This is a genomic window from Bdellovibrio sp. MYbb2, assembly GCF_056175685.1.
The window spans coordinates 481,350-505,713 of record NZ_JBJKJI010000001.1; the positions used below are offsets into that span (position 1 = coordinate 481,350).

At 49.7% G+C, this 24,364-nt stretch carries 19 protein-coding genes; 11 read left to right on the top strand and 8 right to left on the bottom strand.

The annotated features are described in order from the left end of the window. The first annotated feature begins 6 nt into the window (after positions 1 to 6). Genes AC04MQ_RS02380 through AC04MQ_RS02390 form a run of 3 tightly spaced genes read left to right on the top strand, consistent with a single transcriptional unit; the run spans position 7 to position 4,356 of the window. Entirely contained in the window at positions 7 to 1,392 is a 1,386-nt protein-coding gene (locus AC04MQ_RS02380; RefSeq protein ID WP_011162787.1) for a protein TolB, read from the top strand. Continuing rightward, the gene (locus AC04MQ_RS02385) at positions 1,385 to 3,685 is read left to right on the top strand and encodes a [protein-PII] uridylyltransferase family protein (protein ID WP_475390892.1); all 2,301 of its coding nucleotides are present in this window, start codon (positions 1,385 to 1,387) and stop codon (positions 3,683 to 3,685) included. Before AC04MQ_RS02380 ends, AC04MQ_RS02385 begins: the two co-directional genes overlap by 8 nt. Before the next feature lie 35 nt (positions 3,686 to 3,720). Then, on the top strand, positions 3,721 to 4,356 hold the full coding sequence (locus AC04MQ_RS02390; protein WP_011162785.1) for a peptidylprolyl isomerase: 636 nt from the start codon (positions 3,721 to 3,723) through the stop codon (positions 4,354 to 4,356). 94 nt (positions 4,357 to 4,450) lie between these two features. Here the strand turns inward: AC04MQ_RS02390 and AC04MQ_RS02395 are convergent, their stop codons facing one another. Next, a complete protein-coding gene (locus AC04MQ_RS02395; RefSeq protein ID WP_475390894.1) occupies positions 4,451 to 4,909 on the bottom strand; it encodes a DUF4430 domain-containing protein in 459 nt (152 codons plus the stop codon). Further along, the gene (locus tag AC04MQ_RS02400; RefSeq protein ID WP_015089359.1) at positions 4,896 to 5,246 is read right to left on the bottom strand and encodes a thioredoxin family protein; all 351 of its coding nucleotides are present in this window, start codon (positions 5,244 to 5,246) and stop codon (positions 4,896 to 4,898) included. The genes AC04MQ_RS02395 and AC04MQ_RS02400 overlap by 14 nt, the downstream gene beginning before the upstream one ends. A gap of 181 nt (positions 5,247 to 5,427) precedes the next feature. Here AC04MQ_RS02400 and AC04MQ_RS02405 point away from each other — a divergent pair, with 181 nt between their 5' ends. After that, complete coding sequence (locus tag AC04MQ_RS02405; protein ID WP_475390896.1) at positions 5,428 to 8,193, top strand: hypothetical protein; 2,766 nt, start codon at positions 5,428 to 5,430, stop codon at positions 8,191 to 8,193. A gap of 126 nt (positions 8,194 to 8,319) precedes the next feature. Then, positions 8,320 to 9,021 (top strand): hypothetical protein, encoded by a 702-nt coding sequence (locus AC04MQ_RS02410; RefSeq protein ID WP_015089357.1) that lies wholly within the window; start codon positions 8,320 to 8,322, stop codon positions 9,019 to 9,021. Between the two features lie 60 nt (positions 9,022 to 9,081). Here AC04MQ_RS02410 and AC04MQ_RS02415 read toward each other — a convergent pair whose 3' ends face one another. From AC04MQ_RS02415 to AC04MQ_RS02440, 6 genes are all read right to left on the bottom strand, one after another. Then, positions 9,082 to 9,642, bottom strand: coding sequence for a hypothetical protein (locus tag AC04MQ_RS02415; RefSeq protein ID WP_015089356.1), 561 nt, complete (start codon positions 9,640 to 9,642; stop codon positions 9,082 to 9,084). 63 nt (positions 9,643 to 9,705) lie between these two features. Further along, positions 9,706 to 11,082, bottom strand: coding sequence for a S41 family peptidase (locus tag AC04MQ_RS02420; protein WP_015089355.1), 1,377 nt, complete (start codon positions 11,080 to 11,082; stop codon positions 9,706 to 9,708). A 4-nt stretch (positions 11,083 to 11,086) separates the two neighbouring features. Continuing rightward, positions 11,087 to 12,202 (bottom strand): murein hydrolase activator EnvC family protein, encoded by a 1,116-nt coding sequence (locus tag AC04MQ_RS02425; RefSeq protein ID WP_015089354.1) that lies wholly within the window; start codon positions 12,200 to 12,202, stop codon positions 11,087 to 11,089. Between the two features lie 3 nt (positions 12,203 to 12,205). Then, a complete protein-coding gene (locus tag AC04MQ_RS02430; RefSeq protein ID WP_015089353.1) occupies positions 12,206 to 13,099 on the bottom strand; it encodes a cell division protein FtsX in 894 nt (297 codons plus the stop codon). Then, positions 13,096 to 13,758, bottom strand: a complete 663-nt coding sequence (gene ftsE / locus AC04MQ_RS02435) for a cell division ATP-binding protein FtsE (protein WP_015089352.1) — start codon at positions 13,756 to 13,758, stop codon at positions 13,096 to 13,098. Before ftsE ends, AC04MQ_RS02430 begins: the two co-directional genes overlap by 4 nt. A 72-nt stretch (positions 13,759 to 13,830) precedes the next feature. After that, a complete protein-coding gene (locus AC04MQ_RS02440; RefSeq protein ID WP_235046211.1) occupies positions 13,831 to 14,133 on the bottom strand; it encodes a hypothetical protein in 303 nt (100 codons plus the stop codon). Between the two features lie 71 nt (positions 14,134 to 14,204). On the opposite strand from AC04MQ_RS02440, the gene AC04MQ_RS02445 reads away from it, so the two are divergent. The 6 genes from AC04MQ_RS02445 (at position 14,205) to AC04MQ_RS02470 (ending at position 24,352) form a co-directional block, all read left to right on the top strand. Continuing rightward, the gene (locus tag AC04MQ_RS02445) at positions 14,205 to 14,915 is read left to right on the top strand and encodes a DUF481 domain-containing protein (protein WP_475390900.1); all 711 of its coding nucleotides are present in this window, start codon (positions 14,205 to 14,207) and stop codon (positions 14,913 to 14,915) included. 15 nt (positions 14,916 to 14,930) lie between these two features. Next, on the top strand, positions 14,931 to 15,365 hold the full coding sequence (mscL, locus tag AC04MQ_RS02450) for a large conductance mechanosensitive channel protein MscL (RefSeq protein WP_015089350.1): 435 nt from the start codon (positions 14,931 to 14,933) through the stop codon (positions 15,363 to 15,365). Between the two features lie 145 nt (positions 15,366 to 15,510). After that, positions 15,511 to 16,905: a coiled-coil domain-containing protein gene (locus AC04MQ_RS02455; protein WP_015089349.1), complete on the top strand. Its 1,395-nt coding sequence runs from the start codon at positions 15,511 to 15,513 to the stop codon at positions 16,903 to 16,905. A gap of 90 nt (positions 16,906 to 16,995) precedes the next feature. Continuing rightward, positions 16,996 to 19,674, top strand: coding sequence for a penicillin-binding protein 1A (locus AC04MQ_RS02460; protein WP_015089348.1), 2,679 nt, complete (start codon positions 16,996 to 16,998; stop codon positions 19,672 to 19,674). Continuing rightward, positions 19,671 to 22,619 (top strand): excinuclease ABC subunit UvrA, encoded by a 2,949-nt coding sequence (uvrA, locus tag AC04MQ_RS02465; RefSeq protein WP_041576766.1) that lies wholly within the window; start codon positions 19,671 to 19,673, stop codon positions 22,617 to 22,619. The genes AC04MQ_RS02460 and uvrA overlap by 4 nt, the downstream gene beginning before the upstream one ends. Positions 22,620 to 22,633: 14 nt before the next feature. Beyond that, positions 22,634 to 24,352: an ABC transporter ATP-binding protein gene (locus AC04MQ_RS02470; protein ID WP_015089346.1), complete on the top strand. Its 1,719-nt coding sequence runs from the start codon at positions 22,634 to 22,636 to the stop codon at positions 24,350 to 24,352. Positions 24,353 to 24,364 lie beyond the last annotated feature (12 nt).

Sequence of the window (24,364 nt, forward strand, 5' to 3'; positions counted from 1 at the left end):
GACATCATGATGAAACAGATACTGGCCCTTGCTCTGATTATCGGCCTATTCCCTCTTTTCTCCCATGCCCAAAACAACAATGGCATCTATATCAAGTTGGGCGAAGCACGCACCAAAAAAAGCCTGATGGCGTTCCCGCCTTTGCAATACACAGGCTCCCCTTCAACAGCCTCCCGCAATCAGGGTGTCGGGGTTGAGATCTTTAATACGATCACAAACGATCTGACCGTTTCCTCTTACTTCCAGTTCATCAACCAGAGTGCTTTCCTGGAAGACACCTCCAAAACCGGCTTGATGCCGGCTCCGGGTCTGCCAAACGGATTCAAATTCCAAAGCTGGTCCTCCATCGGCGCTGACTTCCTGATCCGTGCGGGTTACTCGGTTGTCGGCAACGAAGTGACTTTGGAAACCTACACCTACCACGTCCCCCGTGCGGCCTTGGTTCTGGGCAAAAAGTATAAAGGCCCAACCAGCAGTGCCCGTCGTATCGCGCACACTTTCGCCAACGACGTCATGAAAGCCCTGACCGGCGTTGAAGGTCCGTTCCTGTCCCGCGTGGTTGTTTCCAGCGACAAAGGCAGCGGCCAGAGCAAAGAAATCTTCACGATGGACTGGGATGGGGCGAACATGGAACAGGTTTCCAATCATCGCAGTATCTCGATTTCTCCAGCATGGTCTCCGGACGGTAAAAAGATCGCCTACACTTCTTATGTGAAACGTGTGGGTGCAAAGTTCCGCAACGCCGACATGCTGCTGTTGGATCTGACGACCGGGAAAAGATCTTTGATCTCTTACCGCCAGGGTATCAATTCAGGCGCGTCCTTCTCGGCTGACGGAAAACACATTTATCTGACCATTTCCCAGGGTAACAGCCCGGACATCTACAAAATGGGACTGGATGGAACTCTGGTTGGCAAAATCACCAATGGACCTGCCGGAGCATTGAACGTGGAGCCGACAGTGTCCCCACAAGGGTTGCTGAGCTTCTCTTCAGACCGTGCGGGCCGCCCGATGATTTACACGGCGGACGCTGCCGGGAACAATGTGAAACGCATCACTTTTGCAGGTGTGTTTAACTCGTCCCCGTCCTGGTCTCCGGATGGCAAGAAAATCGCCTTTGCCGGCCAGAGCGACAACAACTTTGATATCTTTGTGATGAACGCGGACGGCACTGGAATGATCCGTCTGACTTCCGCGAAGAAACCAAACGGTCGCATGGCAAGTAACGAAGACCCTTCGTTCTCTCCGGATGGAAGATTCGTGATGTACACGTCCAACCGCACGGGGAAAAATCAGATCTATATTTCCACCGTGGACGGAACTGAAGAGCGTCGTGTGACCAACGACAACAACAATTACTACAAGCCAAAATGGTCCAACAACATTGACTAACTTATCCATCGAGGATCAGTTAAGGCAAGAGCGCAGCGAGATCTGGTCTCGCTTTGCTGACGCCGCCAAGACCGACTCTATGGCCCCCGATCAAATCTGCCAGCAATGGAGTGGGGCCGCGGATCTTCTTTTACGCCACGCTTTTGATCACTGCTTTTCCAATCAAAAAATCGCACTTTTCGCCCTGGGCAAGCTGGGGTCTTCAGAACTGAATTTAAGCTCGGATGTGGATGTTCTATTGGTCAGTCAGGAGGACTCTGCCCAAGGCCTGTCGGCTTTGCGCAAGTTTCAAAAGATTCTGACTGAACGAACTGCGGCGGGCTTTGTCTTTCGCGTGGACTTTGACCTGCGCCCCGGCGGCAAACAAGGGCCGCTGATTCCAACCCTGGATCAATTCAAAGATTACTATGGCAACTATGGCGAAACCTGGGAACGTCTGGCCTTTGTTCGTCTGCGCCCGATTGCCGGTGATGAAGATGTGCAGAAGGAAGTGCTGGCATTTGCGCAGAAGTTTTCTTTCCGCAAACATCTGGATTTTACTTTGCTGGAAGACTTAAAAACCCTGCGCTCTAAAATTCAGGTGCATTACTGGGAACGCTCGCAGGATCAAGTGGTGGATTTAAAGCTGGGCATCGGGGGCATTCGCGATGTCGAGCTTTTCACCCACGCCCTTCAGGTCATTCACGGTGGCCGCGATCTGACCTTGCAGGTGCGCGGAACCACTGAGGCTTTATTACTGCTGGAAATGAAAGAGCTTCTGCCGTCTGAAGAAGCCAAGTTCCTGCGCCAGCACTATTGGAATCTGCGCCGGCTTGAAAACTATGTTCAGGCACTGAACGATGAACAGACTCACTTACTGGTACTGAACGAAACGCATCCTGAATTTGTGATGCAGGCCTTGCCGAATCTGAAGTTCGACATGCTTCGCTGTGATTCCATCGTTAAAAGTCTGTTGGGGGAAGCCCCGAAGGAGATTTCGCTGGAAGAAGAACTGAAACGCACAGGCTTGCCGGATCAGGATCTGCAGGAACTTTGGCAGGAAATTCTGGGGCAGGAAGTTCTTTCCCGCAACAAGGGCCGCGATGAGCTTTCACGCAAAGCCTTTTTGGGGGCTTTTCTAGAAACCTTGCAGGAACAAAAAGGCGACATTCGCCGGGGTTTGTTGCTGTTAAAAGATTTCATCGGCAGCACGCGGGCCAAAGCCAGCTTCTTTGCGCTGCTATTGCGCGAAAAAGAACTGCTGCAGGAACTGGCGTGGCTGTTCGGTCATTCGCCGTATCTTTCCCGCATTCTGTGCAACCGCCCTGAACTGCTGGACAGTTTCGTGTACCGCGCTCAGGACAAACACTCGGAAGATCTGGGCACCCTGCTGGAAGAGCTGGCTGAAAAGAAGCTTCTTTCTGAAGTCATCAACGGAAGCGAGTATCTGGAGGATAAAAACCTTCAGCAACTGACGGCGAATCTGACTTCCACCGCCGATTCCGTCGCGACGACTTTGCTTGAAGCTTTAAAGAGGGAATACCCCTCCCAACTGCGCATTCTGGCTTTGGGCAAATGGGGCGGCCGCGAAATGGGCTTCCGCTCAGACCTGGATTTTATCTTCGTCGTACCGGACGACCCGGGTGAAGTTGACTATAAGCTCGCCAAACGTTTCATCACCCGCCTGACTGAAAGTCATCGCGGTGGAAATATCTATTCCATCGACATGCGCCTGCGCCCGTCGGGAAAAGCCGGGCCCTTGGTTATTGTGCAAAAGGATCTGGAAGATTATCTGCAAACTCAAAGTTCGCCCTGGGAACGTCAGGCTTATCTGAAAGCCCGTTGGATTGGCGAAAGCATTCACGGCAATCTGGGCTTTTTGGATCTGGGCCTTTCTTCCGTTGAGCTTGATGAGCTTGAGCGCATCCGCACTCAGTTGCAGATTGAGGGAGCTCACCCCAATTTGAAGTACAGCGAAGGCGGCCTGGTGGACGTGGAACTGGCCGCGCAGACCGCAGTTTTGAAGAAGAAACTCAAACCCTCCTCAACTAGAACCGCTGATTTGATCAGCGCTTTAGAGGAGAAATCCGGCGTTTTACTCCAAAACTATGACCGCCTGCGCCAGATTGAACAGATGCTTCAACTTGTTGCGTCAGAATCGGTCGCCGAACTGAGCCCAAATCATGAGTCGTTTCATGCGCTTGCCTTGGCGCTTCATCTGCCTCCATCAGAGCTTCTGAATGAAGTCTTAGGCCTACTTCAGGCCAACGTTGCACTTTTGAAGGAACTTGACCCTCGACGGCTGCCTCACTAATAGTGAAGGGGTTGGACAAAAGTCAGGAGACCGCAATGTCGAAGAATATCGATGTTAAGAAGGTATTTTGGATCTACCTTTTTGCATTCCTATTGGCAGCTTTCAGCTTCCGCGCAGATGCAAAGACAGAATCCAAAGCAAAGGCTACGAAGAAGGGAAAAGACATGATCGCAGTATTTGAAACATCCAAAGGCACTTTCAAAGTAAAGCTTTTCGCAGATAAAGCGCCTAAAACAGTAGAAAACATCGTGGGCCTTATCGAAGGCACCAAAGAATGGACTGATCCTAAAACTGGCGAAAAAGTTAAAAAGCCATTCTATGATGGTCTGACTTTCCACCGCGTGATCAAAGATTTCATGATTCAGGGTGGTTGCCCACTTGGAACTGGAACTGGCGGCCCGGGCTTCCGTTTCGAAGATGAGTTCCCAGCTGGCGCTCCGAAACACGACAAACCAGGCATCCTTTCCATGGCGAACGCGGGTCCTAACACAAATGGTTCCCAGTTCTTCGTAACAACTGTTCCAACTCCTTGGTTGGACGGCCGTCACACGGTGTTTGGTGAAGTTGTTGAAGGTATGGACGTGGTTAAATCCATCGAAAACTCCAAAACAGGAGCTATGGATCGCCCGGTTGAACCTATCGTGATCAAACACGTAACGATCCAGAAGTAATTTCGAATTTCCAGTTTAAATACTAAAAAGCCCGGTGGAAACACCGGGCTTTTTTTTGTGCGACGCTTCGGAAAAAGTAAGCAGGTACCTTTTCCTATTTGCAGAATTGGTCGGCTGCGATCCAGTAGGCTGGGGAACAATAGTCGGTCCACTCATTATTCTTATTGGTGGAGTACGCATAGAACCACGTCAGCTTGTCATCCTGGGATTTGAACTGGATCTTGTCCGGCATTTCCGTCGGCTGCTTGCCGTTGATGGTGTAACACCAGCCGTAGGCACGCAGTTCAGTGTCCGACACCACTTCAATGCTGTCCAAACCGATCGGGCTGTTGATGATGGAATTAATACCTTCCGCAGATCCCACGTACGGGATCTTGTTCGCATCAAAAATCTCAAGACTGAGAGCCCCTACTGATTTAGTCAGGTCCGCCTGATAAGTGCCCTCGTGCACCGGAGTGTTTTTGCAGGCACCAAAGATTCTCCAGGACACAGCCTGGGACTTGGAAGCTGCCAGCACCAGCAGCAGTGGCAACAGGGGCTTAAGAGTTTTCACGACGAACCTCTTCCATGTCGATTTCTTTGGCCTTTGTCACGATCTGCTCAAAGATTTCTTCTGGCAAAGCTCCTGGCTGACTGAAGATGATGTCGCTTTCCTTGATGATCATCAAAGTGGGAATGGATTTGATCTGGAATTTATCCGCCAGCTCGACTTCCGCTTCAGTGTCGATCTTTCCGAAGATCACATCCGGATGTTTCGCCGCCACGGATTCAAAGATCGGAGCAAAACGACGGCAAGGTGCACACCAGGTTGCCCAGAAATCCAGAATGATCATGTTGTTGCTTTCAACGATCTCTTGAATGTTGTTCTTGGTGATTTCTACGACAGCCATGGGGCCTCCTGTTTTGTGGCGCTAGGCTTATCCCAAATCCCAGAATGAGACAATCACAAGATTTAGACACCCCAGTGCCCGTTTGCGGCCTCGTCGCGGTATGAGACAAGTCCCGTGCCATTTAATCGCTTTTGAGGGGCCCAAAGCTTGCTTCTATACATTCAGAGACTGAGGTGAAGCTATGAAATGGTTCTCTAAGATTCTGACTGCCATTGCCGCTGTTAACATGATCCTGGCCCCTGTGGCCCAGGCCGCAGCCAATTGGACTGAGAAAGAGAAAGCTCAACTTGCCCAGTACCGCGATTTCCTGGAGCCAATGGGTTACACCCTTTATGTCGACAAGGAATCCAAGAAAGCTCAGGTCTTTGATAAAACAACAAAAAAGCTGGCGATGGAAATTCCATTTGGTGAGGAAAAACAACTTCGCAAGTTTTCTCCAAAATCCATCAACAAGATGATGCTGGATGAAATGGTTCGCATTAAAAATGCTTCCAAAGCATCCCTGTCCCACACCGTCAGAAACCTACCAACGGAATCTGCCATGTTTTTCGTGGCGATGGGTGCGGTTGTGGCCGGCCAGTTGATCACGAACTATTCGCAAAATCCTGTGGCAATGCAACAGCATATCCAGCACCAGCTTTCACCTATGGGTGTGTTTGGTTTCTTCACTTTCATGTATTCCCAGGGCCTGACTTCAAACCTGCTTTCCACTTACATCAAGAATCCAAAATTCCACCACATGATCCCGTATCTGGGCATGACGGTGGGTGCCTTCCTGCAAACTTATCTGTCTTCTGTCGCTTCTGATCCTAACGTGAAAGCGTGTGCGAAAGTCATGATGGGCGGAAAAGTTTCCCAGAAGGACACTGCTGCCGGTGTTGAGGAAGACCCGTGCGGCAAAGCTTACGAGTACCTTGTTATCCACAAGAAAATCTGGGAGTACGCTCCGGGTATCGCGTCCATGTTGATTTCTTCCGGTGCGGCGGCTTTGGGTCAGGCTCTTCTGACGAAAGTGGTTTTGCGTGTAACGGGTGTTGATATCGCGGTCTGGCTGACTCCGGGCACGATGCAGGTTAAAGGTCTGCGCCTTTTGATTGTTAAAGGTCTTCAGATCTCGGCGTTCGTGGCTTTGGACATGTGGTTCAACCGTCATGTGACGTTTGCCTGGAAGAACTTGTTCGATGGGGCCGATTTCCACGACATGAACCGCGACATGGTGAACCACGTGAACACCCTGAAAACCGCGAAGTGGAACGGCTCCACTGACAACTTGAAACATGAAATGAAGCACTTCCATCAAAAGATGATGGACTGGCGCATGATCAACATGGCGGAAGTCTATGAAGCTCACCACAACTGGTCTGAAGCTTTGAAAAGCCTGACTAGCATGTTTAACAGCAGCTATTCTTTCTATAACGATTTCGTGAATGAAATCCGCAACGCAAGATTCAACGAATCCCAGGTGCAGCCACTGCTGCGCACGGCTCCGCTGAATGGTGTGACTCCGCTGGATATGGCTGAAGGCCGTGAGGATCTTTACCTGACTCACCCCCAGTTTATCGAAGGCATGCAGCTGGACACCGTGGCTGAAGCGGCAATCAAGGCCGAAGCTTTGATGAAGTCCAACAAGACCAAGTATCTGTACCCGGCAGAAAAGAAAGCTCTGAACGGTATCATCGCGAAACTTTCAACAGGTGACCGCGATCAGATCGGTAAAGGTTTACTGGAGCTGAACAACAACATGCGCATTGCCGCTCAGAATGTCTCCAGCTCTCAGAACTATTTCCACGTGATGAACGAGATCCGCAGCTATATGGGTTCTCCGGATCCATCCCTGGAAGTGGGCCGCGGCTTCGGTCAGGCTTACGAAAAAGCTCCAAGCACGGCAGAAGCCATGCAAGGGACTAGCTACTACCGTCAGGTGGGTTTGTTTAAAACTCCGAAGATTACGGACTTCCTGGTTATGCAAATGATCTGTGGTCCGGATGTGGAAGCTAACGGCAAAGTTGTGAAAACTCCAAAGATTGCTGGCGCGCACACGGGCTTCCCGTCGGTGTTCCTGCCGCCGACTTTGGCAAATCAGAATGATGAATTTGATCCGTGCTTCGGTATCAAAGCTGATGCCCCGGTTGAAAGAATCTACAACTGGCCAGTGCGCGCAGCCAACGGCAAAAAATATACAGGCTTTGTTGAATACCTGGTTCACGAAGCCCGTGACAATGCGGTTGGCTCTAAAGAAGAGTCTGCATTCCCGGCTTGGTGGACAGCTAAAACAGAATCCCAGATGCAAAAGGCCTTTGGTGAATTCTCCAAGAGCTATGACGAAATCGTCGTGAAGATGGTTCGTAAAATGTACAACAACGAAAGAAGCAGCTTCAACCGCGGCCCGATGGCAAACGGGATCATCAATGCTGTCTTCCAGGAAGAGCGTGTGTACCTGTCTTTGTTGCAGGAAATGCTTCAGCCTTCTGCGAAGTTTGACCTGAAGTTTGAAAGTCTGCTGAAGAACGCGCCTACTCACGCGGCTTTGAAGGCTGTTGAGGGCGAGTTCTTTGCTCTGAACAATTTGCTGAAGAAAATTGAAGTTAAAACCATCGAGGGCCGTGAAGTGATTCAGTCGCCTCTGGAAAACTATCAGCTGGAAGAACAAGTGACCAAAGTTCAGACTGCCTTGGCGGGCGTATCCACCCTGCTGGGTGTGGGTGACGCGACTGAGGGTGCGGTGGTGACTTTGAACCAACAACAACGCGATATCGCGGTTCAGGCGCTGGAGCAGCTTCAGTCCCTGGCGCAGGAAGTGATGATGTACGGCTCTATGGCGAATGCTGTGAGCTGGGACAAGATCCGCAACATCAAACGTGTCAATGCGGAACAAGGTCAGTTCCAAAATGAGATTCAGGCCAAGATCGCTCAGATGCGTGGTATGGCGATGCCGGGCAAGCAATAGTTGGTACGGCCTTTGATATATAGATTATTGAAACGATTAAACTAAGCAAGGTGCTTCTGGGATTGGAGAGTCCCAAAAATTGGAGTGCCCTGTTTAAAAAATTAACAAGTACTAAGGAGAGAGAGTATGAAAAAAGCATTTGTGTTCGGTATGGCAGCCCTGGTGACAACTATGTCCCTGTCTTTGACGGTCCACGCAGCCCCTGGTGCAAAACCAGCGCGTGAAGCTTTGGTGGAATACACCAAGCAGGTTAAAGCAGCCGCTTTCGGTAAAGGCATGACCTCTAAAGGTTTGGATGCCCAGAAACTGAAAGTCGCTCAGGACAATATCATCAATGAGCTGGCGCTTCCTTCTGGTAAGAACAATGCTCTTTCCATGGCTCTGAAAGCAGATCCATCCAAGTCCGCACAACGTCTGGACAGTCTGGCAACGATCGTTGCAGCTAAAAAGATGGCGGCTGAGATCAGCAAAAACGACGCTAACGAAGGTCAGTCCATCGATGCCGCAGCCACCGCTTCTGCGAAACTGATGGCGAACTCTTCTTTGACGGGCGCTCGTAAAACAGCAAAAGACCTGAACGCAGCTGAGTTGACTGAAACTACAGCGGCATTGTCCAAACTGGAAACTTTGCCAGAGGCGATCTTGACCAGATTCTCTAAAGCAGAGCGTGACTCTTACACTCAGATCATCGAGCGCCACGACCAGATCGTTGAATCCGGCAAACGCGGCACTTCCGAAGAAGCATTCGTAGATGCGATCATGGAAGTAAAAGGCGTTGATAAAGCCAAAGCAATGGAAGTTGTGAAAAAGCTTAAAGAGTGCGTGTAAGACTTAAAAAAATCTCTACTCCGAAAAGCCGGGTCAGCAATGACGCCGGCTTTTTTATTTTTACTGGCAGTTGTTGAATTCTTTGAAGTAGCGCTGGCAGATGGAATACTGGGAATTGCAGTCGTTCACATCGGTGGACTGGTAAGTGGCCATCGGGCATTCACGCATGGCTGTTTTCGTAACCACCGCCTGGAAAGAACCTTCCGCATAAACGGTGCTACCGCTGGTCAAACGATAGTTCACGTTATTCGTGCCCAGTTCAAGCAATGGCTTTTGGAACAAGGTGGAAATCCACAGATTGAAAGCATCTGCACTGATACCGCGAGCCCCTTGATAGTCTTCAGCCTTAGAACGATTGGATCCATCCTGATGGAAAGCTGTCAGCTCCACCTTAGTGACTCGGGCATCACGTGGCCCCACGAAATGATCGTAGGCACCTGGCTTCATCACGATATCACGACAAGAATACAATGCAGTTCCGTTGCCGTTAAAACCGCCGCAGATAACACGAACTTGTCCTTGAATTGGAGTGACTGTGAGGGAATTCCCTTTTTCGAAGCCGGCGTTCTGGGCGTGAGCCAAAGAACACAGCGCTGTGATGAAAATAACAAGCTTTAACATGAAAGGCCCCCTCTGCCTTGGATGTGCGGCTAGAGTAGGGCCTCTAAAATTCTTAATCAATAACTAGCGCGTCAAAGCCTTCAATGTATCCCATGCTTTGAGGTAGCTAAATGCTTGATATGCTTGGTAATCAGCTTTGAACAGCTTATCGCGCGGCGACAGCTTTTCATCTTTTTTTGATCCCACGTCTTTCCACCAAGCCAGTGCGCCTTCTTCCGCGCCCTCTTTCACATCAAGTTTCTCGGCGGCTTTTTCACGATCACCTTTCAAGTGACCTGCGATATCGCCCTCACGAGTTGTGACAGATTTCACAATCGCTTTAGAGAACGCATCCGGATCCACGTCTTCGATTTCAATGTCAGGATGAATACCTTCTGCCTGGATTGAAACACCGTTCGGCGTGTAGTAACGAGCCACAGTCAATTTCAGACCGCTGCCATCACCCAATTTGATCACTGACTGCACAGAGCCCTTACCGAATGTTCTTTGACCTACGATCAAAGCACGTTTGTTATCTTGCAAAGCTCCGGACACAATCTCGCTGGCACTTGCCGTGTATTCATTCACCAGAATCACGATCGGGAAGTTGGTGTACTGACCCTTTTTAGAAGCCGTGGCCACTTCTTTTTCGTTTTTGTTACGACCGATGGTGGACACGATTGTGCCTTGTTTCAGGAACATATCGCTGACCTTGATTGCCTGATCCAGCAAACCACCCGGATTTCTGCGCATATCGATCAACAGACCGGACATGTTTTTGTTGTTCTTGATATGAGTTTCAACAACCTTTTGCAGATCTTTGGAGGTGTTTTCGATGAAGCTTGTGATACGCACGTAAGCAAAACCGTCACCCAAATCCGTGTATTTCACTGATTTGATTTTCACGCTGCCACGAACCACGGTGATATCACGAGGTTTGTCTTCGTTATCACGAACCACACGCAAAACAATCTTGCTGCCTTTTTTTCCGCGCATCATCACGGACGCTTCGGCAAGGCTCATGCCTTTCGTGGTTGTTCCATCGATAGCCACAACTTTATCCCCAGCCTTGATACCCGCTTCCCAGGCCGGCGCATCCTCAATCGGAGAAATGATTGTCAGAATGCCATTTTGAATTGAGATCTCAATACCCAAACCGCCGAACTCACCACTGGTTTCAGTTTCAAAATCCTTGAACATCTCAGGTGGCATAAAGTTCGTGTGCGGATCAAGTTCGCGCAACATCCCCTTGATCGCCCCGTACACCAGCTTCTTGGTGTTCACTTCTTCAACGTAGTACTGTTGAATCAGGTTAAGAACCTTACTGAAGTTCTGCAGATCCGCATACCTTTCCTGGGCAAAGGCTCTTACCTGGAAACCTGTTTCTGCCATGATGAACAAAACCAGCAGAAGGGCGCCGCCCAGAATATAGGTTTTCCAGTAGCGTTTGAGTGATTGCATAGTGTTAGAGTCCTTTCATCCACTGTTGCGGGTCGTAGGGTTCGGAAAAATGTCTAATTTCAAAATACAGTCCGGAACTGCCGTCTTGCGGGGCTTCACCCACTTGAGCCAGCACCTGAGAACCCGTGACTTCATCACCGGTGTTCACTTTCACTTCTTGTGCATGGGAATAGACGCTGTAGTAATGATCTCCATGATCCACAATCAGAGTTGTTCCAAAGCCCGGAAGCGTTCCAACATAGGAAACCTTGCCTTCAAACACGGCTTTAATATTGCTACCCTTGGCCGCCGAAATGAAGATTCCCTTGTGAGTTAAAGTATAGGGGTGATCCTGACCTTTCATAAGTCCAAATTTGCGGGTGATCACACCTTCCAGAGGTGCAGAAAGCTCACCTTTTTGGTCGGCAAACGACGGTTTAAAGAGCAGATCAAACAATCCGGCATCATCAAGATTGAATTGCAGGGACTTTTCGCGAAGGCCATTGATCTTATTGATGGCAAAGAGTTTGTTCTTGCGGATCCCGTCCAGAAGCTTGCCTTTAAGGTCCTGTTCTTTACGCAGGGCCTTTTCCTGAGAGGCGATCTTCTGTTCAACCGACTTCATGTTATCCAGGCGCTGCGCCAGGGTCTTGCGTTTGGTTTCAAGATCCTTAAGGTCCCGGGAATAGTTTTTAATCAGCTCCAGATCACGAGCCGCCACCACACCCAGAATTTTCAAATTTCTTTCCAACGAGGCCGAACTGCTGGACGAAAAAAGAAAGCGCGCGATTGAAGGTCCGCCCAGCTTGTACATGGCACGCAGACGTTCCGCCAAAAGGGTTCTCTGCTGACGGGACTTCTGGTCCAGGTCCTCCACTTTTTGGGTGAGGTTTCGGATATTCACTTCCAGGAAAGCGCGCTGCTGGGACATCTCCCCTTTTTCAGTCACGATTTTTTTGATTTTCTTATTCAACTGATAAAGGGCCGACAGGACCTGACGCTGCTTCAGTTCGGCGTCTTCCAGCTTCTTTTTCGTCGCTTCAAAGTCCTTGGCAAGACTGTCCACATCGCTGGGATTTGCGGCTTTCGCCCCCAACGACAATGAAAACACCAATGCCAGAAGAATCTGTGCAAGCTTCAACGACTACCCCTGACTTCCGGCGAAGCCGTCATTCATACGGCGCACACACAGATAAGATCCCAAAGCGCCCAGACCCGTGCCGGCGACAACAAACACCGCCAAAAGCACCGGACCCAGGAACTGGATGTGCTCCCCCAGCTGCAGGAAGCTTAGCTTCGTGGTCAGCAGATTTTTGATCCCGATATAAACGCCGAAGCAAAGACCCAGCGACAAAACCGAGGACACCACACCCAAAACCGCTCCTTCCACCAGGAAGGGCTTTCGGATCATGGAAGGAGTCGCACCGATCATCTCAAGCACCACAATCTCGTCTTTGCGGGCCTGAACTGAAGCACGAATGGCGTTGGACATCACAAACAAGGACGCCGCCAGAATCACCAGACACAAAGCGCGCAAGGTCAGCTCGATCGCATTAACCAGTGCTGCATACTTTTCAACCCAGTCCTGACCATAGCTGACTTCATCCACACCCTCCAGCTGACGAAGCTTTCCGGCCATGGACTGCAAAACCGTGGTCTGTTCAGCGGCGGCCACATCGGATTTTAACTGTACCAGAAGGCTTGCCGGAATCAGGCGAAGCAGCTCTTCATCCTGGGAAATATCCGGAGCATAACTTGCCATCTGGGAGCGGAAGTCCCCCAAGGCCTGCTCTTGCGTGACAAACTTAACGCCTGCCACATTTTCGTTTTCTTTGATTTTGCTTTCAATATCCTGACGGCCTTTTTCAGACAGATCCTGAGAAAGATAAACCGTCATCTGCACGTCCTCACCCCACAGGGTCAGGATATTTCGGAAGTTCTGCGATACCAGAAGAGCTGCGCCCATCACCACAAAACACGCAGTCACAACAACCAAGGTGGAAACCTTCAATGCCCAGTTCTTTTGGTGTGGTCTCACTTGGTGTCCCCCACGATCATTCCGTCCTGCAGCTGCAATGTGCGTTTCTTGCGACGACGAACCATCTCATGATCATGCGTGGCCACGAAGACCGTGGTTCCCTGAGAACAAACCCGCTCCAAAAGATCCATGATCTCTTCGCTTAAGCGCGGATCCAGATTTCCAGTCGGCTCATCGGCGATCAAAACACCCGGCTGATGAATAATCGCCCGGGCAATCGCGGTTCTTTGCTGCTCACCCCCAGAAACGAAATCCGGGTACTGGTCATGTTTGTGGGCAAGGCCCACCTGCTCCAGCACTTCATACACGCGGCGCTGAATGGCCGGTGTCTTATCGCCTCGCACCTGCAATGGCAGCGCGACGTTTTCAAAGATCGTTCGATCCTTCAAAAGTTTGAAATCCTGAAAGATCACACCGATTTTTCGGCGAAAGAAGGGGATCTGGGCATCTCGCATCGTCAGGAGATCGTGACCGGCCACTTTCACATCGCCTGATGTGGCGATGTCATAGGCCGAGATCATCTTGAACAGAGTTGTTTTTCCTGCCCCACTGGGACCGGTCAAAAACACGAACTCACCCTTGTCGATGCGCAAATCGATATTTTTCAACGCATGAACCGGGCCGGGATAGGTCTTATAGACGTGAGAGAATTCAATCATCCCTCCATCTTATGAAAGATGACTGCTGATGAATACTCGCCACAAGTCGAGGTTTTGGTCTTTTTGAAGGATTTAAGGAAGGCTTCCTGCCATCAGGGTATCAATTATCGTGGTGTGTTGACGACGCAGGGCCAACTTAATGGCTTCTTCCGACTGAACAGAGCCCAATTTCAGAACAGTGTCGTAGGGTGTTTTGATGGTCTTCATAACGGCCCCGTTGCAGAAGATTCTGCTGACCAGATAAGGGTTCTGCGTTCCCCAATCCTCTGTCTGAATGTGATACTTCTGACCACGCACTGTAATATCTGAATTAAAACCTTTTTGCACCTGCACAAACCTCCCGGAAAAATTAGCAGATTTTACTGTGTTTCTCATCAATTTTTTCTTGGACGAAGAGCGAATTAAAACTAGAGTCAAATCCTGGATAAATAAAAGGAGATTTGCGTATGAAGTTGTTCCCGATTGCTGCAAGTGTGTTCACTTTGCTTTGTTCATTCTCTGCTGTTGCTGCCCCCTTTACTGGTGAAGCAGAAGCCGGTGCTGTTGTTGTCAGTGGTAACAGTGACTCTGAAAGCTATACTGCAAAAGCGAAAACCACTTACACTCAGGACAAGAACGTTTACTCCGCGTTCGGTCGTTATTTGAAAACGGACTCCAACGGTGTTGAATCTGCCCGCAACTGGGAAATCGGGGCTCGTTACGAGCGCGAATTGACGGACTATCTGGGGATCTTCGCCGGTCAAAAGGCAGAAAGTGACGTTTTCAATGGCTACATCCAAAGGGACTCTTCCGACTTGGGTTTGAAGTACAGCCTGATCAAGTCTGATGAAATGAACTGGTTCTTCGAGGTCGGTTATCGTTATCAAAAGACACTGCCAACCACTGGCGGCACGACTCATGACAACATGGGACGTCTGTTCACCGAATTTAACAAAGCTTTGGACAAAACTTTGTCATTCAAATACTGGGCTGAATATCTGCCAAACTTCACAACCACAGATGCTTATCTGTTCAACACGGAAGCTTCTTTGAACGTGATGCTGAATTCCGTTTTCTCTTTGAAATTGGCTTATCTATTACAATATCAAAATTCCATTCCTGTTGATGGCAAGTACACAACGACCACGAGTACAATGAACCTCGTGGCGAAATTCTAAGAAAGGATCGCAACCATGTTTAAGGAATTCAAAACGTTTATCATGCGCGGAAATGTCCTGGACATGGCCGTGGGTATCATCATCGGTGCGGCGTTCGGCAAGATCGTTTCTTCATTTGTTGCTGACGTTTTGACGCCGGTTCTTTCGCTGGGTCTGGGGAAGGTGGATTTCTCTAATCTGTTTGTCGCCCTGAACGGCGAGTCTTACCCAACGCTGGATGCGGCTAAAGCGGCTGGTGTGGCGACAGTGAATTACGGCATCTTTATCAACATGGTTCTGGATTTCGTCATCGTGGCCTTTGCAATCTTCCTGATTGTGAAAGCCGCTAACAAGATGAAAAAGGCTGAAGAGCCAGCTCCAGTAACCACGAAAGAATGCCCGGAATGCTGCTCTACCATCCCGATGAAAGCCCGCAAGTGTGCTCATTGTGGAAGTGCGGTTGCTTCCTAGACCTTTTCAGCCTCTAAAACACCTCAAAGCCCGGCCCCAAGCCGGGCTTTTTTATTTCTCACTATGAGACGTAAACCTTTTAGGCAGGTCTGCCGATAATTGGTACTGGTATTGCACCACTCATTATCATCGGGGAGGAAATCAAATGAATAAGATTTCAAGCTCTAAAAAAAATGCATCTGTCAAAACAGTTATCAACATCCTGAGCGTGCTTTCATTGATAGCCCCATCCGTATCTTTGGCTGAAGGACTTAATTTCACCAAGTCCGCAGAAGAAGTCGCTGAAAGCAAAGCTTCGCGTTTGCAATCCCAATGTTCCCAGGCACGCAGCGAGATCACTGCGGCTAAGAATAAAATTGCCGAAGCCTGCCGCAAATCCGGTTTGGGTTCCGGTTGCGCTGAAAAAGCCATGGCGTGTTCCGAAACTTTGGGCACAGACAGCTTTGATACGACGGACGCTATTGGAACTTTGATGGGTCTTCCGGCTGGCTCTAATATTGGCGGCTCTTGCCCTCAGATGAACGGTCGTGACTACTATGACGAAAAGAAACGTCTTGAAACCGAAATCAAAGACACCCAAAAAGACATCGCTGAACTGGCTGACGATGAAGCTGAGATCAAAGAAACCTTCAACACCACAATTCAGGATCTGCAAGAGGCATTGACGACTGCTCAGCAGGAACTTGAAGAAACCAAAACCTCTTTGGATGAACAAGAGCGCGAAAAAATCTCTGAGTTCCAGGCCAGCCAAAATGCTGCCAAAGAAAAGCTGCGCGAATACAATTCCAAAATCATCGCTTTGCGTTCTGAGATGACCAACGCGGTTCGTGAAAAAGCGACCAAAATGCTGGAGCTGACAGCAGAAACATCCAAGTATGCTTGTAATCAGGAATACACCAAGGCCGCTGAATCCTATGGCAAAGTGAGTGCGAGCTCTAACAAGAGCCACATTTCCAAAGCCAAAGCCCAAAAAGCCGCTGCCCTGGACGCCTTCAACAAGTGTATGAACCGCTTCCAGCAGGCGCGCATTTCTTTGAATGAACAAAGCACTGCAAAAATGGAGTCCATCAACGATCAGATCCGTAATGCTGAAGCCAGCACGGACGAACTGAATGATTCTTTGAATCTGGCTTCCACCCAGCTGGATCAAATGAAAGCGGATACCACCAAAAGAAAAACCCAGGCCGAAAAGAAGGTCACTGAACTGATGACCCTGACTCAGAACAAAATGCAGGCGGCTCAGGAAAACATGCAGACCAAACTTAAGGCTCTGGCTACTAAACAACAAAGCTACACCGAGGCTTTGAACCGGGCGAACAATGGTTTGATGACTTTGGGTCCTGCGCCAAAACGTGGAGCTGAGTACACATCTGAAGAAGCTTCCAGCGAAATCTCTGCTCAAACCGAGATTATTGAAGATGTGAAGTCCACCGTCGCTTCAAACTCCGAATTGGCAGCTCAATGTCATTTGGGCGATGCTGCGAAAGGCTCTTCGAAGCGTTCACGCAGTTCCGGCAAAAACACGAGCAAAGCAAAATAACATATATGGGACCCAGCCTTCGGGCCAGTGTCCCTAGACCCTACCCATTTGCACTGTTAGAATGGGGGCCTGTTAAAGGAGCCCCCCACAGTGTTAAAAAAGATCCTGCTATTTTGCGTCGCCCTCGGTCTTGTCGGCATCCTCGGTTTGTACCTTATTGTTCAATCCGTAAAATCCGGTTTGCCTCAGTTGATCACCGTGAAAGACTATCAGCCCTTGCTGGTCAGTCAGGTGTACGACCGCAACAATAAAAAAATCGGCGAATTCTTCCGCGAACGCCGCACGTTGGTTCCTTACGATAAGATTCCCAAAAATCTGGTGAATGCTTTCCTGGCAGCCGAAGACGATCAGTTCTTCTCGCACAAGGGGATCAATCCTACCGCGATCTTCCGTGCGGCTTTGGCCAACCTGCGTGCCGGTCGGTCCGTTCAAGGGGGATCCACGATCACACAACAGGTGGCAAAAACTCTTCTTTTGTCTTCTGAAAAAACTCTGACCCGTAAATTGCGCGATATCCTTCTGGCCATTGAAATGGAAAAGAATCTAAGCAAAGAAGACATTCTGTTTCTTTACCTGAATCAGATTTATTTCGGTCAAGGGGCTTATGGTGTTGAACAGGCTGCCCAGACTTACTATCGCAAGCCGGTTTCCAAACTGACCCTGTCTGAAATGGCGATCCTTGCCGGACTTCCTCAGGCGCCGTCGCGCTACAGCCCGGTATCAAATCCGTTGCGCGCCAAAGAACGTCAGATCTATGTTCTGCGCCGTATGGCCGATGTGGGTTACGTCAGCAAGGAAGAATCTGAAACGGCCATCAAAGAGCCGGTGAAGGTTTACGTCCGTGAAAACTACGAAGAGTATGCTCCGTTCTATCTTGAAACCGTTCGTCAACTTCTGGTGAACCAACTGGGTGAAGACATGGTTTTGGACAAGGGTCTGAAAATCTACACCAGTCTTGATCTGACCAAACAGATGGCCGCTCAGGATTCTGTGAAAGAAGGTCTGAAGTCCTTGGATAAGCGTCAGGGTTACCGTGGTCCTTCGAAAAATCTTTCTGATGAAGACGCCATTGAAGAGTTCCTGAAAGAAAATCAAAAGAAGCTGATCTCGGACTTCACTCCAGAAAGAATCATTCTGCCGGACGGAAAGTTTGCCGACATCGTGCCGGTGAAGTCCGCTCAGGATGAAAAGCTGCACCCATTGCTGCCTCCGTATATCAAACTGAAAGACACCGTGAATGGTGTTGTTGAAAAAATCGACGACACTTTGGGTCTGGTTTACGTAAAGCTGCCTGAAACCCGCGGTGTGATTGATATTGAAACCATGACTTGGGCGCGTAAGCCTGATTCTGATGCCCGCTATGATCTGGCAGCGATCAAAAAGCCCTCTGAGGCCCTGAAAAAAGGCGATGTGATTCTGGTGAAGGTGGTCGCAGATCAGTTCACCTCCACAAGAATTGCCAGCAAGAAAAAAGGCCTGCCAACCGCAGCTGCTCCGGACTTGACCAAGTTCATCGGTCTTGAGCTGGATCAGGAACCGCTGGTGGAAGGTGCTTTGATTTCATTTGATCAGGACAATCAAGATGTCCTGGCAATGGTCGGTGGATCCAGCTTTGCAAAAAGTGAATTCAATCGTGCGATTCAGGCTCCCCGCCAGACAGGTTCTGCATTTAAGGCGATTGTTTACGCTTCAGCCCTGGAAAAAGGCTACACTCCCGCAACTCCGATCATGGATGCCCCGATCGTGTACGAAGAAGGTGGCGCAGCGGCCGATGATGCCGAAGGCCAAGGTGACATGAAGGTTTGGAAGCCATCCAATCACTCAAAAAGCTTCGGTGGTGACATCTTGTTCCGCAATGCTTTGGTGAAGTCTTTGAATATCCCGACCGTGAAAATCATCGAAGACGTCGGTGTTCCGTGGTCCATGGACTACGCTCGTCGTTTGGGAATCTACAGTCCTTTGAATCCGGACTTCACGCTGGCACTGGGTTCCAGCAGTGTGACTTTGTACGAAATGACCAAGGCCTTTGCTGAATTCGGTCGTCTTGGCAAAAGACTTTCTCCGCTGCTGATTCACAAGGTTGATGATGCCAACGGAAAGAATCTGCTAAAAACCGTTTCTTTGGATGCCCGTTTTGACAAAGAAATCAAAACCATCAATGACGGTTTCGAAGAGCGTCGCAAAGCCTTCCTGGAAGCCATGAATGATCCAGCCAAGGTTGAAGAAATGAAGAAAAAAGAAGGCAAGAATGCCAAGCTGGATCCAAGCATCTTCTTCCAGGATGCGGACCAGCTGATTCGTCCTTCCACAGCTTACGTGATGACAACTCTGTTGAAAGGCGTTGTTGAAGACGCTGGCGGTACCGGTGGTCGCGCAAGAGCGGTGGGTCGTGAAGTTGCCGGCAAAACCGGATCCACCAACAACTACTTTGACGCGTGGTTTATCGGCTACAGCCCTCAGATCTCCACTGGTGTGTGGGTGGGCTTTGACAAAGAAAAGAGCTTGGGTAAAGGCGAGGTCGGCGGACGCTCTGCTTTGCCGATTTGGGTCGACTACATGAAAGCGGCTCACGAAGGTCTTCCGCAGATGACTTTCCCCGTGCCGGACGGTATCGTGTTTGCTAATATCGACAGCGAAACTGGCAAACTGGCTTCGGCCTCAACCAAGAAGATCATTCGTCAGGCTTTCGTTGAAGGAACTGAACCTACAGCCGCCTCCAACAAAGCTGAAGAAGCAACTGACTTCTATAAACAGGATTTATCGGAATGAAGGATATTCACCTCTGGGGGGTGAAACAAAACAATCTTAAGAACATTGAGGTCAAGATCCCGGTTGGTTCCATGACTGTGATCTGCGGCCCCAGTGGTTCCGGGAAATCTTCCCTGGCCTTCGAAACTTTGTTTGCCGAAGGTCAGCGTCGTTTTATCGAAAGCATGTCCAACTATGCCCGTCAGTTTCTGAACAAAGCTCCGAAACCGGACATCGAAGGTATCAACAATATTCCCCCAGCTATTTCGATTGAACAAAAGAACACGGTTAAAAGTTCCCGCTCGACGGTGGGAACCACAACTGAAATCATCGATTATCTTCGCCTGCTTTATGAAAAGATCGGGAAATCCTACTGCCCGACTCACCACTGCCCCACCGAAAAAGAAAGTGTGACCGAAGCCACTGACAAGGTTCTAAAAAACTTTGCGGGCAAGCGCGGCTACCTGCTGGTGGAAATCAACGCCGAAGGCCGCGTGGCTGAAGGCAAAAAGCTTCATTCACTTCTTTTGCAGGACGGCTACCTTCGTATCTACATCCCGAAAGTGACCGAGGTTAAAAAGCCTGCTGCAAAAGCCGCTGGCAAAAAAACCAAAGCTTCGGGCAAGAAAGCCTCCAAAAAAGTAGAGGCTCCAGAAGTCGTTCCCACAAACCCTGGTGGCCTGACCAATGAAGAAATGGGTACGGTCGTTGAAATCGGCGAAGCAGCCGCAATCAAAAAAGGTCTGCCTAAAGAAACGTTCTATCTGGTGATTGACCGTATGTCCTTCAACGAGGATGAACGCGGCCGCCTGGCAGATTCACTGACTCAAGCCTATGAAGCCAGCATTAAATACAACACGCATCTGATCACTCGCCGAGCGACCATTCTTTCCACGGACGGCGAACGTCTGCAAGTCAGCGAAGAAGCGTCTTGTCCGGTGTGTGGCTATACTCCGCCGCCACTGAGCTCTAAGCTGTTCAGTTTTAATTCTCCGATTGGCGCCTGCCCGACATGCAAGGGCTTCGGAAATATTCTGGATATAGACGAAGAAAAAGTGATTCCAAATCCAAACTTGAGCCTGGCTCAAGGGGCCCTCAGCCCGTTCTGGATGCCCAGTGCCGCTCATGAAAAAAAGCAGCTGCTTGCGTACTGCAAAAAAACCAAGATCGACACTCACACCCCTTGGAAGGATCTTCCAAAGGCCGAGCGTGATGTGATCTGGAATGGAAACAAAGATTTCTTCGGCGTGCGTGGTCTGTTTGAATACCTTGATCAGATCAAATACAAAATGCACGTGCGTGTGTTTATCTCCCGCTTCCGCAGCCCGTTCCAGTGCCCGAGCTGTAAAGGCGCACGCCTGCGCACGGAAGCCAATCACGTTCTTATCGCCAACTCGAATATCAATGATCTTTCCAATTTGACCATCGAGGACCTGAATGCTTTTTTCCAAAAACTGGAAGTCACGCCTTTCCAGCTGGAAGTTGCCGGAGAAGTGCTAAAGCAGATCCGTTCGCGTCTGGAATTCCTGATGCGCGTGGGGGTTCATTATCTGTCTCTGGGACGCGAAACCCGCACACTGTCAGGCGGGGAATACCAGCGCCTGATTCTTGCAAACCAACTGGGCATGGGTCTTTCCCAGGCTTTGTATGTTTTGGATGAACCCACCGTGGGTCTGCATCCGCGCGACAATGATCGTTTGATTTCGATCCTGAAGGATCTTAAGGAACTTGGAAACACTCTGGTTATCGTTGAGCACGATCACGATGTGATCAAAGCCAGCGAACACATCATCGAAATGGGCCCTGGTTCAGGATACCTGGGTGGTGAAGTCGTTTATGCCGGCACGACGGAAAAGTTCTATGACTATGAAAAGTCCAATACCGTTCCTTTCCTGAAGCCTTCTAAAAACTGGGCCGCTCTTCGCACGATTCGCCCGGTGGATGTCGACAGCTACAAGGTTAAGATCGAACTCAAAGGCGCCAAAGGACACAATCTGAAGAATCTGGATGTGGTCTTCCCGCTGAATCGCCTGGTGACCGTGACCGGCGTCAGTGGTTCTGGCAAGTCGACTCTGATTTCCAAAACTCTGTATCCAGCTTTGGCTCGCGCTTTGGATATCGAGTATATGCCAGCCCAGGACTATTCAGGTCTGGATGGTGTTGAGCATATCAAAAACGTGCTGTTGATTGACCAGTCACCGATTGGTAAGTCTGCACGAAGCTCGCCGATCACTTACCTGAAGGCGTTTGATGCCATCCGCATGATCATGTCCACGACTCCTGAGGCCCAGTCCCGCGGTTACACTGCCGGAACCTTCAGCTTGAACGTGGATGGTGGTCGCTGCCCGGCCTGCAAAGGTACGGGTTATGAGGAAATCGACATGATGTTCATGGATAACGTGGTTATCCCTTGTGACGTCTGTGACGGTAAGAAGTACCGCCCCGAAATCCTTGAAATTCAGTATAAAAACAAAAACGTTCACGAAATTCTTTCAATGACCGTGAATGAAGCCATGAATTTCTTCGTGGCTCACCCGAATATCCGCAAGCCCTTAAGCGTGCTCAAAGAAGTCGGACTGGATTACCTGCAACTGGGGCAACCAGCCAATTCCTTAAGCGGTGGGGAATCCCAGCGCTTGAAAATCGCCAAGGAGCTGTCTCAGGTCCAACAGAAGTCCACCCTGTACATTCTGGATGAGCCGACCACCGGTCTGCACTTCCGCGAGGTGGAGCTTTTGATGAAGGTTCTAAATAAACTGATCGAGACTGGCGGCAGTGTTGTCGTCGTGGAGCACAACTTGGATGTGATCCGTGGCTCAGATTATGTGATTGACCTCGGTCCTGAAGCAGGTAAAAAAGGCGGAAACATTGTGGCTACGGGCACTCCGGACGACATCATGAAAGTGAAGAAAAGTCTGACGGGGCAATATCTCAAGCGTTATATCGAGAGCCACCAAACCTCGTAATCTGGAAACAAAAGATGTCACCTGAAATCAAGAAACTCCTGGGCGAACTTAAGCAGTACAAAAGCACCCTTTACATCGTCGCCGCCACAGGGATTCTGAACGCGCTGGCAACCACGCAGCTGGCTTATATGATCAAAGGGCTGTTCGATGGACTGTCTGCAAACCAGCAGCAGGCCATGGCCACTCTGGTGCCAATGGCCTTGGGTTTGGCGCTGGTTCAAGCGACTTCTCGTTACTTCCACATTTATCTGATGAACTACACCGCTGAGCGCGTGGTTCAAGGGCTGCGCCAGAAGCTTCAGCAGAAGTTCATGCGCCTGAATCTGTCCTTCCATAACAACTATGCCGCTGGTTCCGGCGGCTTGATCAGTCGTATTCTGAATGATATTCGCATCATCCAGGACGGTCTGCGCGTTGTGGCCGACATTTTCCTTTATCCCCTGATGCTGGTGGGCCTGCTGATCAATTTGATCCGCATCGACTGGAAGCTGACACTGGCAACCTTCCTTATTGCACCGGTGATTGCGGTTATTCTGAAAAACATCGCCCGCAGCATGCGCAAGTATATTCCTCAAGAACGTGACGTGATGGAGTACATGACCTCCACCATCAAAGAAAGTCTGGACGGTGTTCGCATTATCCAGTCCTTCAATCTTGAAAAAGACATGGGCGAGCGCCTGATCAAGGAGTCCGACAAATACCTTGGCATCCGCAAGACCATTTACAAACGTCAGGAAGCCAGCGGTCCGGTGACCGAATTCCTGGCAACAGCCATTGTTCTATGTGTATTCATGTATGTAAGTTATGAGATTGCCGCCGGTCGCAGCACTCCGGGAACGTTCGTGGGCTTCGTGGCTTCCTTGTTGATGATTAATCAGCCCATCAAGCGTGTTCAGGAAGCTTACGTTCGCATTCAGGAAGTGACTATTTCCCTGCGTCGTATCTTTGAGATCATTGAAAATGAATCGGAAGTTCCACAAGTGGCCAATCCAGTTCCGTTCCCGAAAGACTGGAAGAAGATCACATACAAAAACGTGAGCTTCACTTATGGCAAAGAAATGATCCTGAAGAATCTGAACCTTGAAATCAACCGCGGCGAAGTGGTGGCTTTGGTCGGCGCCAGCGGCAGTGGTAAGTCCACCATCGTGAACCTGCTGGAAAGATTCTTTGATCCCACTTCCGGCGAAATTCTGATTGATGGCGTGAACATTCACAATATCGGCCTGAAGGATCTGCGCCGCAATGTTGCCTTGGTGACTCAGGATGTGTTCCTGTTCAGCGATACCATCGAAAAAAACATCTGGGCCGGTGACTACAACCGCACCCGTGAAGACATCCCGGCAATGGCAAAACTTGCAAATGCTCACGACTTCATCATGAAAACACCGCAGGGCTATCAAAGCCGCGTCGGTGACCGCGGAAATCTTCTTTCCGGCGGCGAAAAGCAGCGTATCAGCATTGCGCGCGCGATGTTCAAAGATGCTCCCGTTCTGATCCTGGATGAAGCGACCAGTGCACTGGATACTGCCAGCGAAATCGAAGTACAAAAAGGCATTGATCATCTGATGGAAGGCCGTACAGCCCTGGTGATTGCGCACCGTCTGTCGACAATTCAAAAAGCGGACAAGATTGTCGTTATGAAATCAGGCGAAATCGCCGAGATCGGAACTCACAAAGACCTCATGTCAAATGAGGGCGAATACTTCCGCTTCCACAGTTTACAACACACTTAATTCTATGATCTA

Coding starts and splice junctions, on each gene's coding strand:
- AC04MQ_RS02410 (WP_015089357.1), top strand. CDS start 8,320: ATGAAAAAAGCATTTGTGTTCGGTATGGCAGCCCTGGTGACAACTATG.
- AC04MQ_RS02470 (WP_015089346.1), top strand. CDS start 22,634: ATGTCACCTGAAATCAAGAAACTCCTGGGCGAACTTAAGCAGTACAAA.
- ftsE (WP_015089352.1), bottom strand. CDS start 13,758: ATGATTGAATTCTCTCACGTCTATAAGACCTATCCCGGCCCGGTTCAT.
- AC04MQ_RS02400 (WP_015089359.1), bottom strand. CDS start 5,246: ATGGCTGTCGTAGAAATCACCAAGAACAACATTCAAGAGATCGTTGAA.
- AC04MQ_RS02380 (WP_011162787.1), top strand. CDS start 7: ATGATGAAACAGATACTGGCCCTTGCTCTGATTATCGGCCTATTCCCT.
- AC04MQ_RS02415 (WP_015089356.1), bottom strand. CDS start 9,642: ATGTTAAAGCTTGTTATTTTCATCACAGCGCTGTGTTCTTTGGCTCAC.
- uvrA (WP_041576766.1), top strand. CDS start 19,671: ATGAAGGATATTCACCTCTGGGGGGTGAAACAAAACAATCTTAAGAAC.
- AC04MQ_RS02445 (WP_475390900.1), top strand. CDS start 14,205: ATGAAGTTGTTCCCGATTGCTGCAAGTGTGTTCACTTTGCTTTGTTCA.
- AC04MQ_RS02390 (WP_011162785.1), top strand. CDS start 3,721: ATGTCGAAGAATATCGATGTTAAGAAGGTATTTTGGATCTACCTTTTT.
- mscL (WP_015089350.1), top strand. CDS start 14,931: ATGTTTAAGGAATTCAAAACGTTTATCATGCGCGGAAATGTCCTGGAC.
- AC04MQ_RS02455 (WP_015089349.1), top strand. CDS start 15,511: ATGAATAAGATTTCAAGCTCTAAAAAAAATGCATCTGTCAAAACAGTT.
- AC04MQ_RS02405 (WP_475390896.1), top strand. CDS start 5,428: ATGAAATGGTTCTCTAAGATTCTGACTGCCATTGCCGCTGTTAACATG.
- AC04MQ_RS02440 (WP_235046211.1), bottom strand. CDS start 14,133: ATGAGAAACACAGTAAAATCTGCTAATTTTTCCGGGAGGTTTGTGCAG.
- AC04MQ_RS02420 (WP_015089355.1), bottom strand. CDS start 11,082: ATGCAATCACTCAAACGCTACTGGAAAACCTATATTCTGGGCGGCGCC.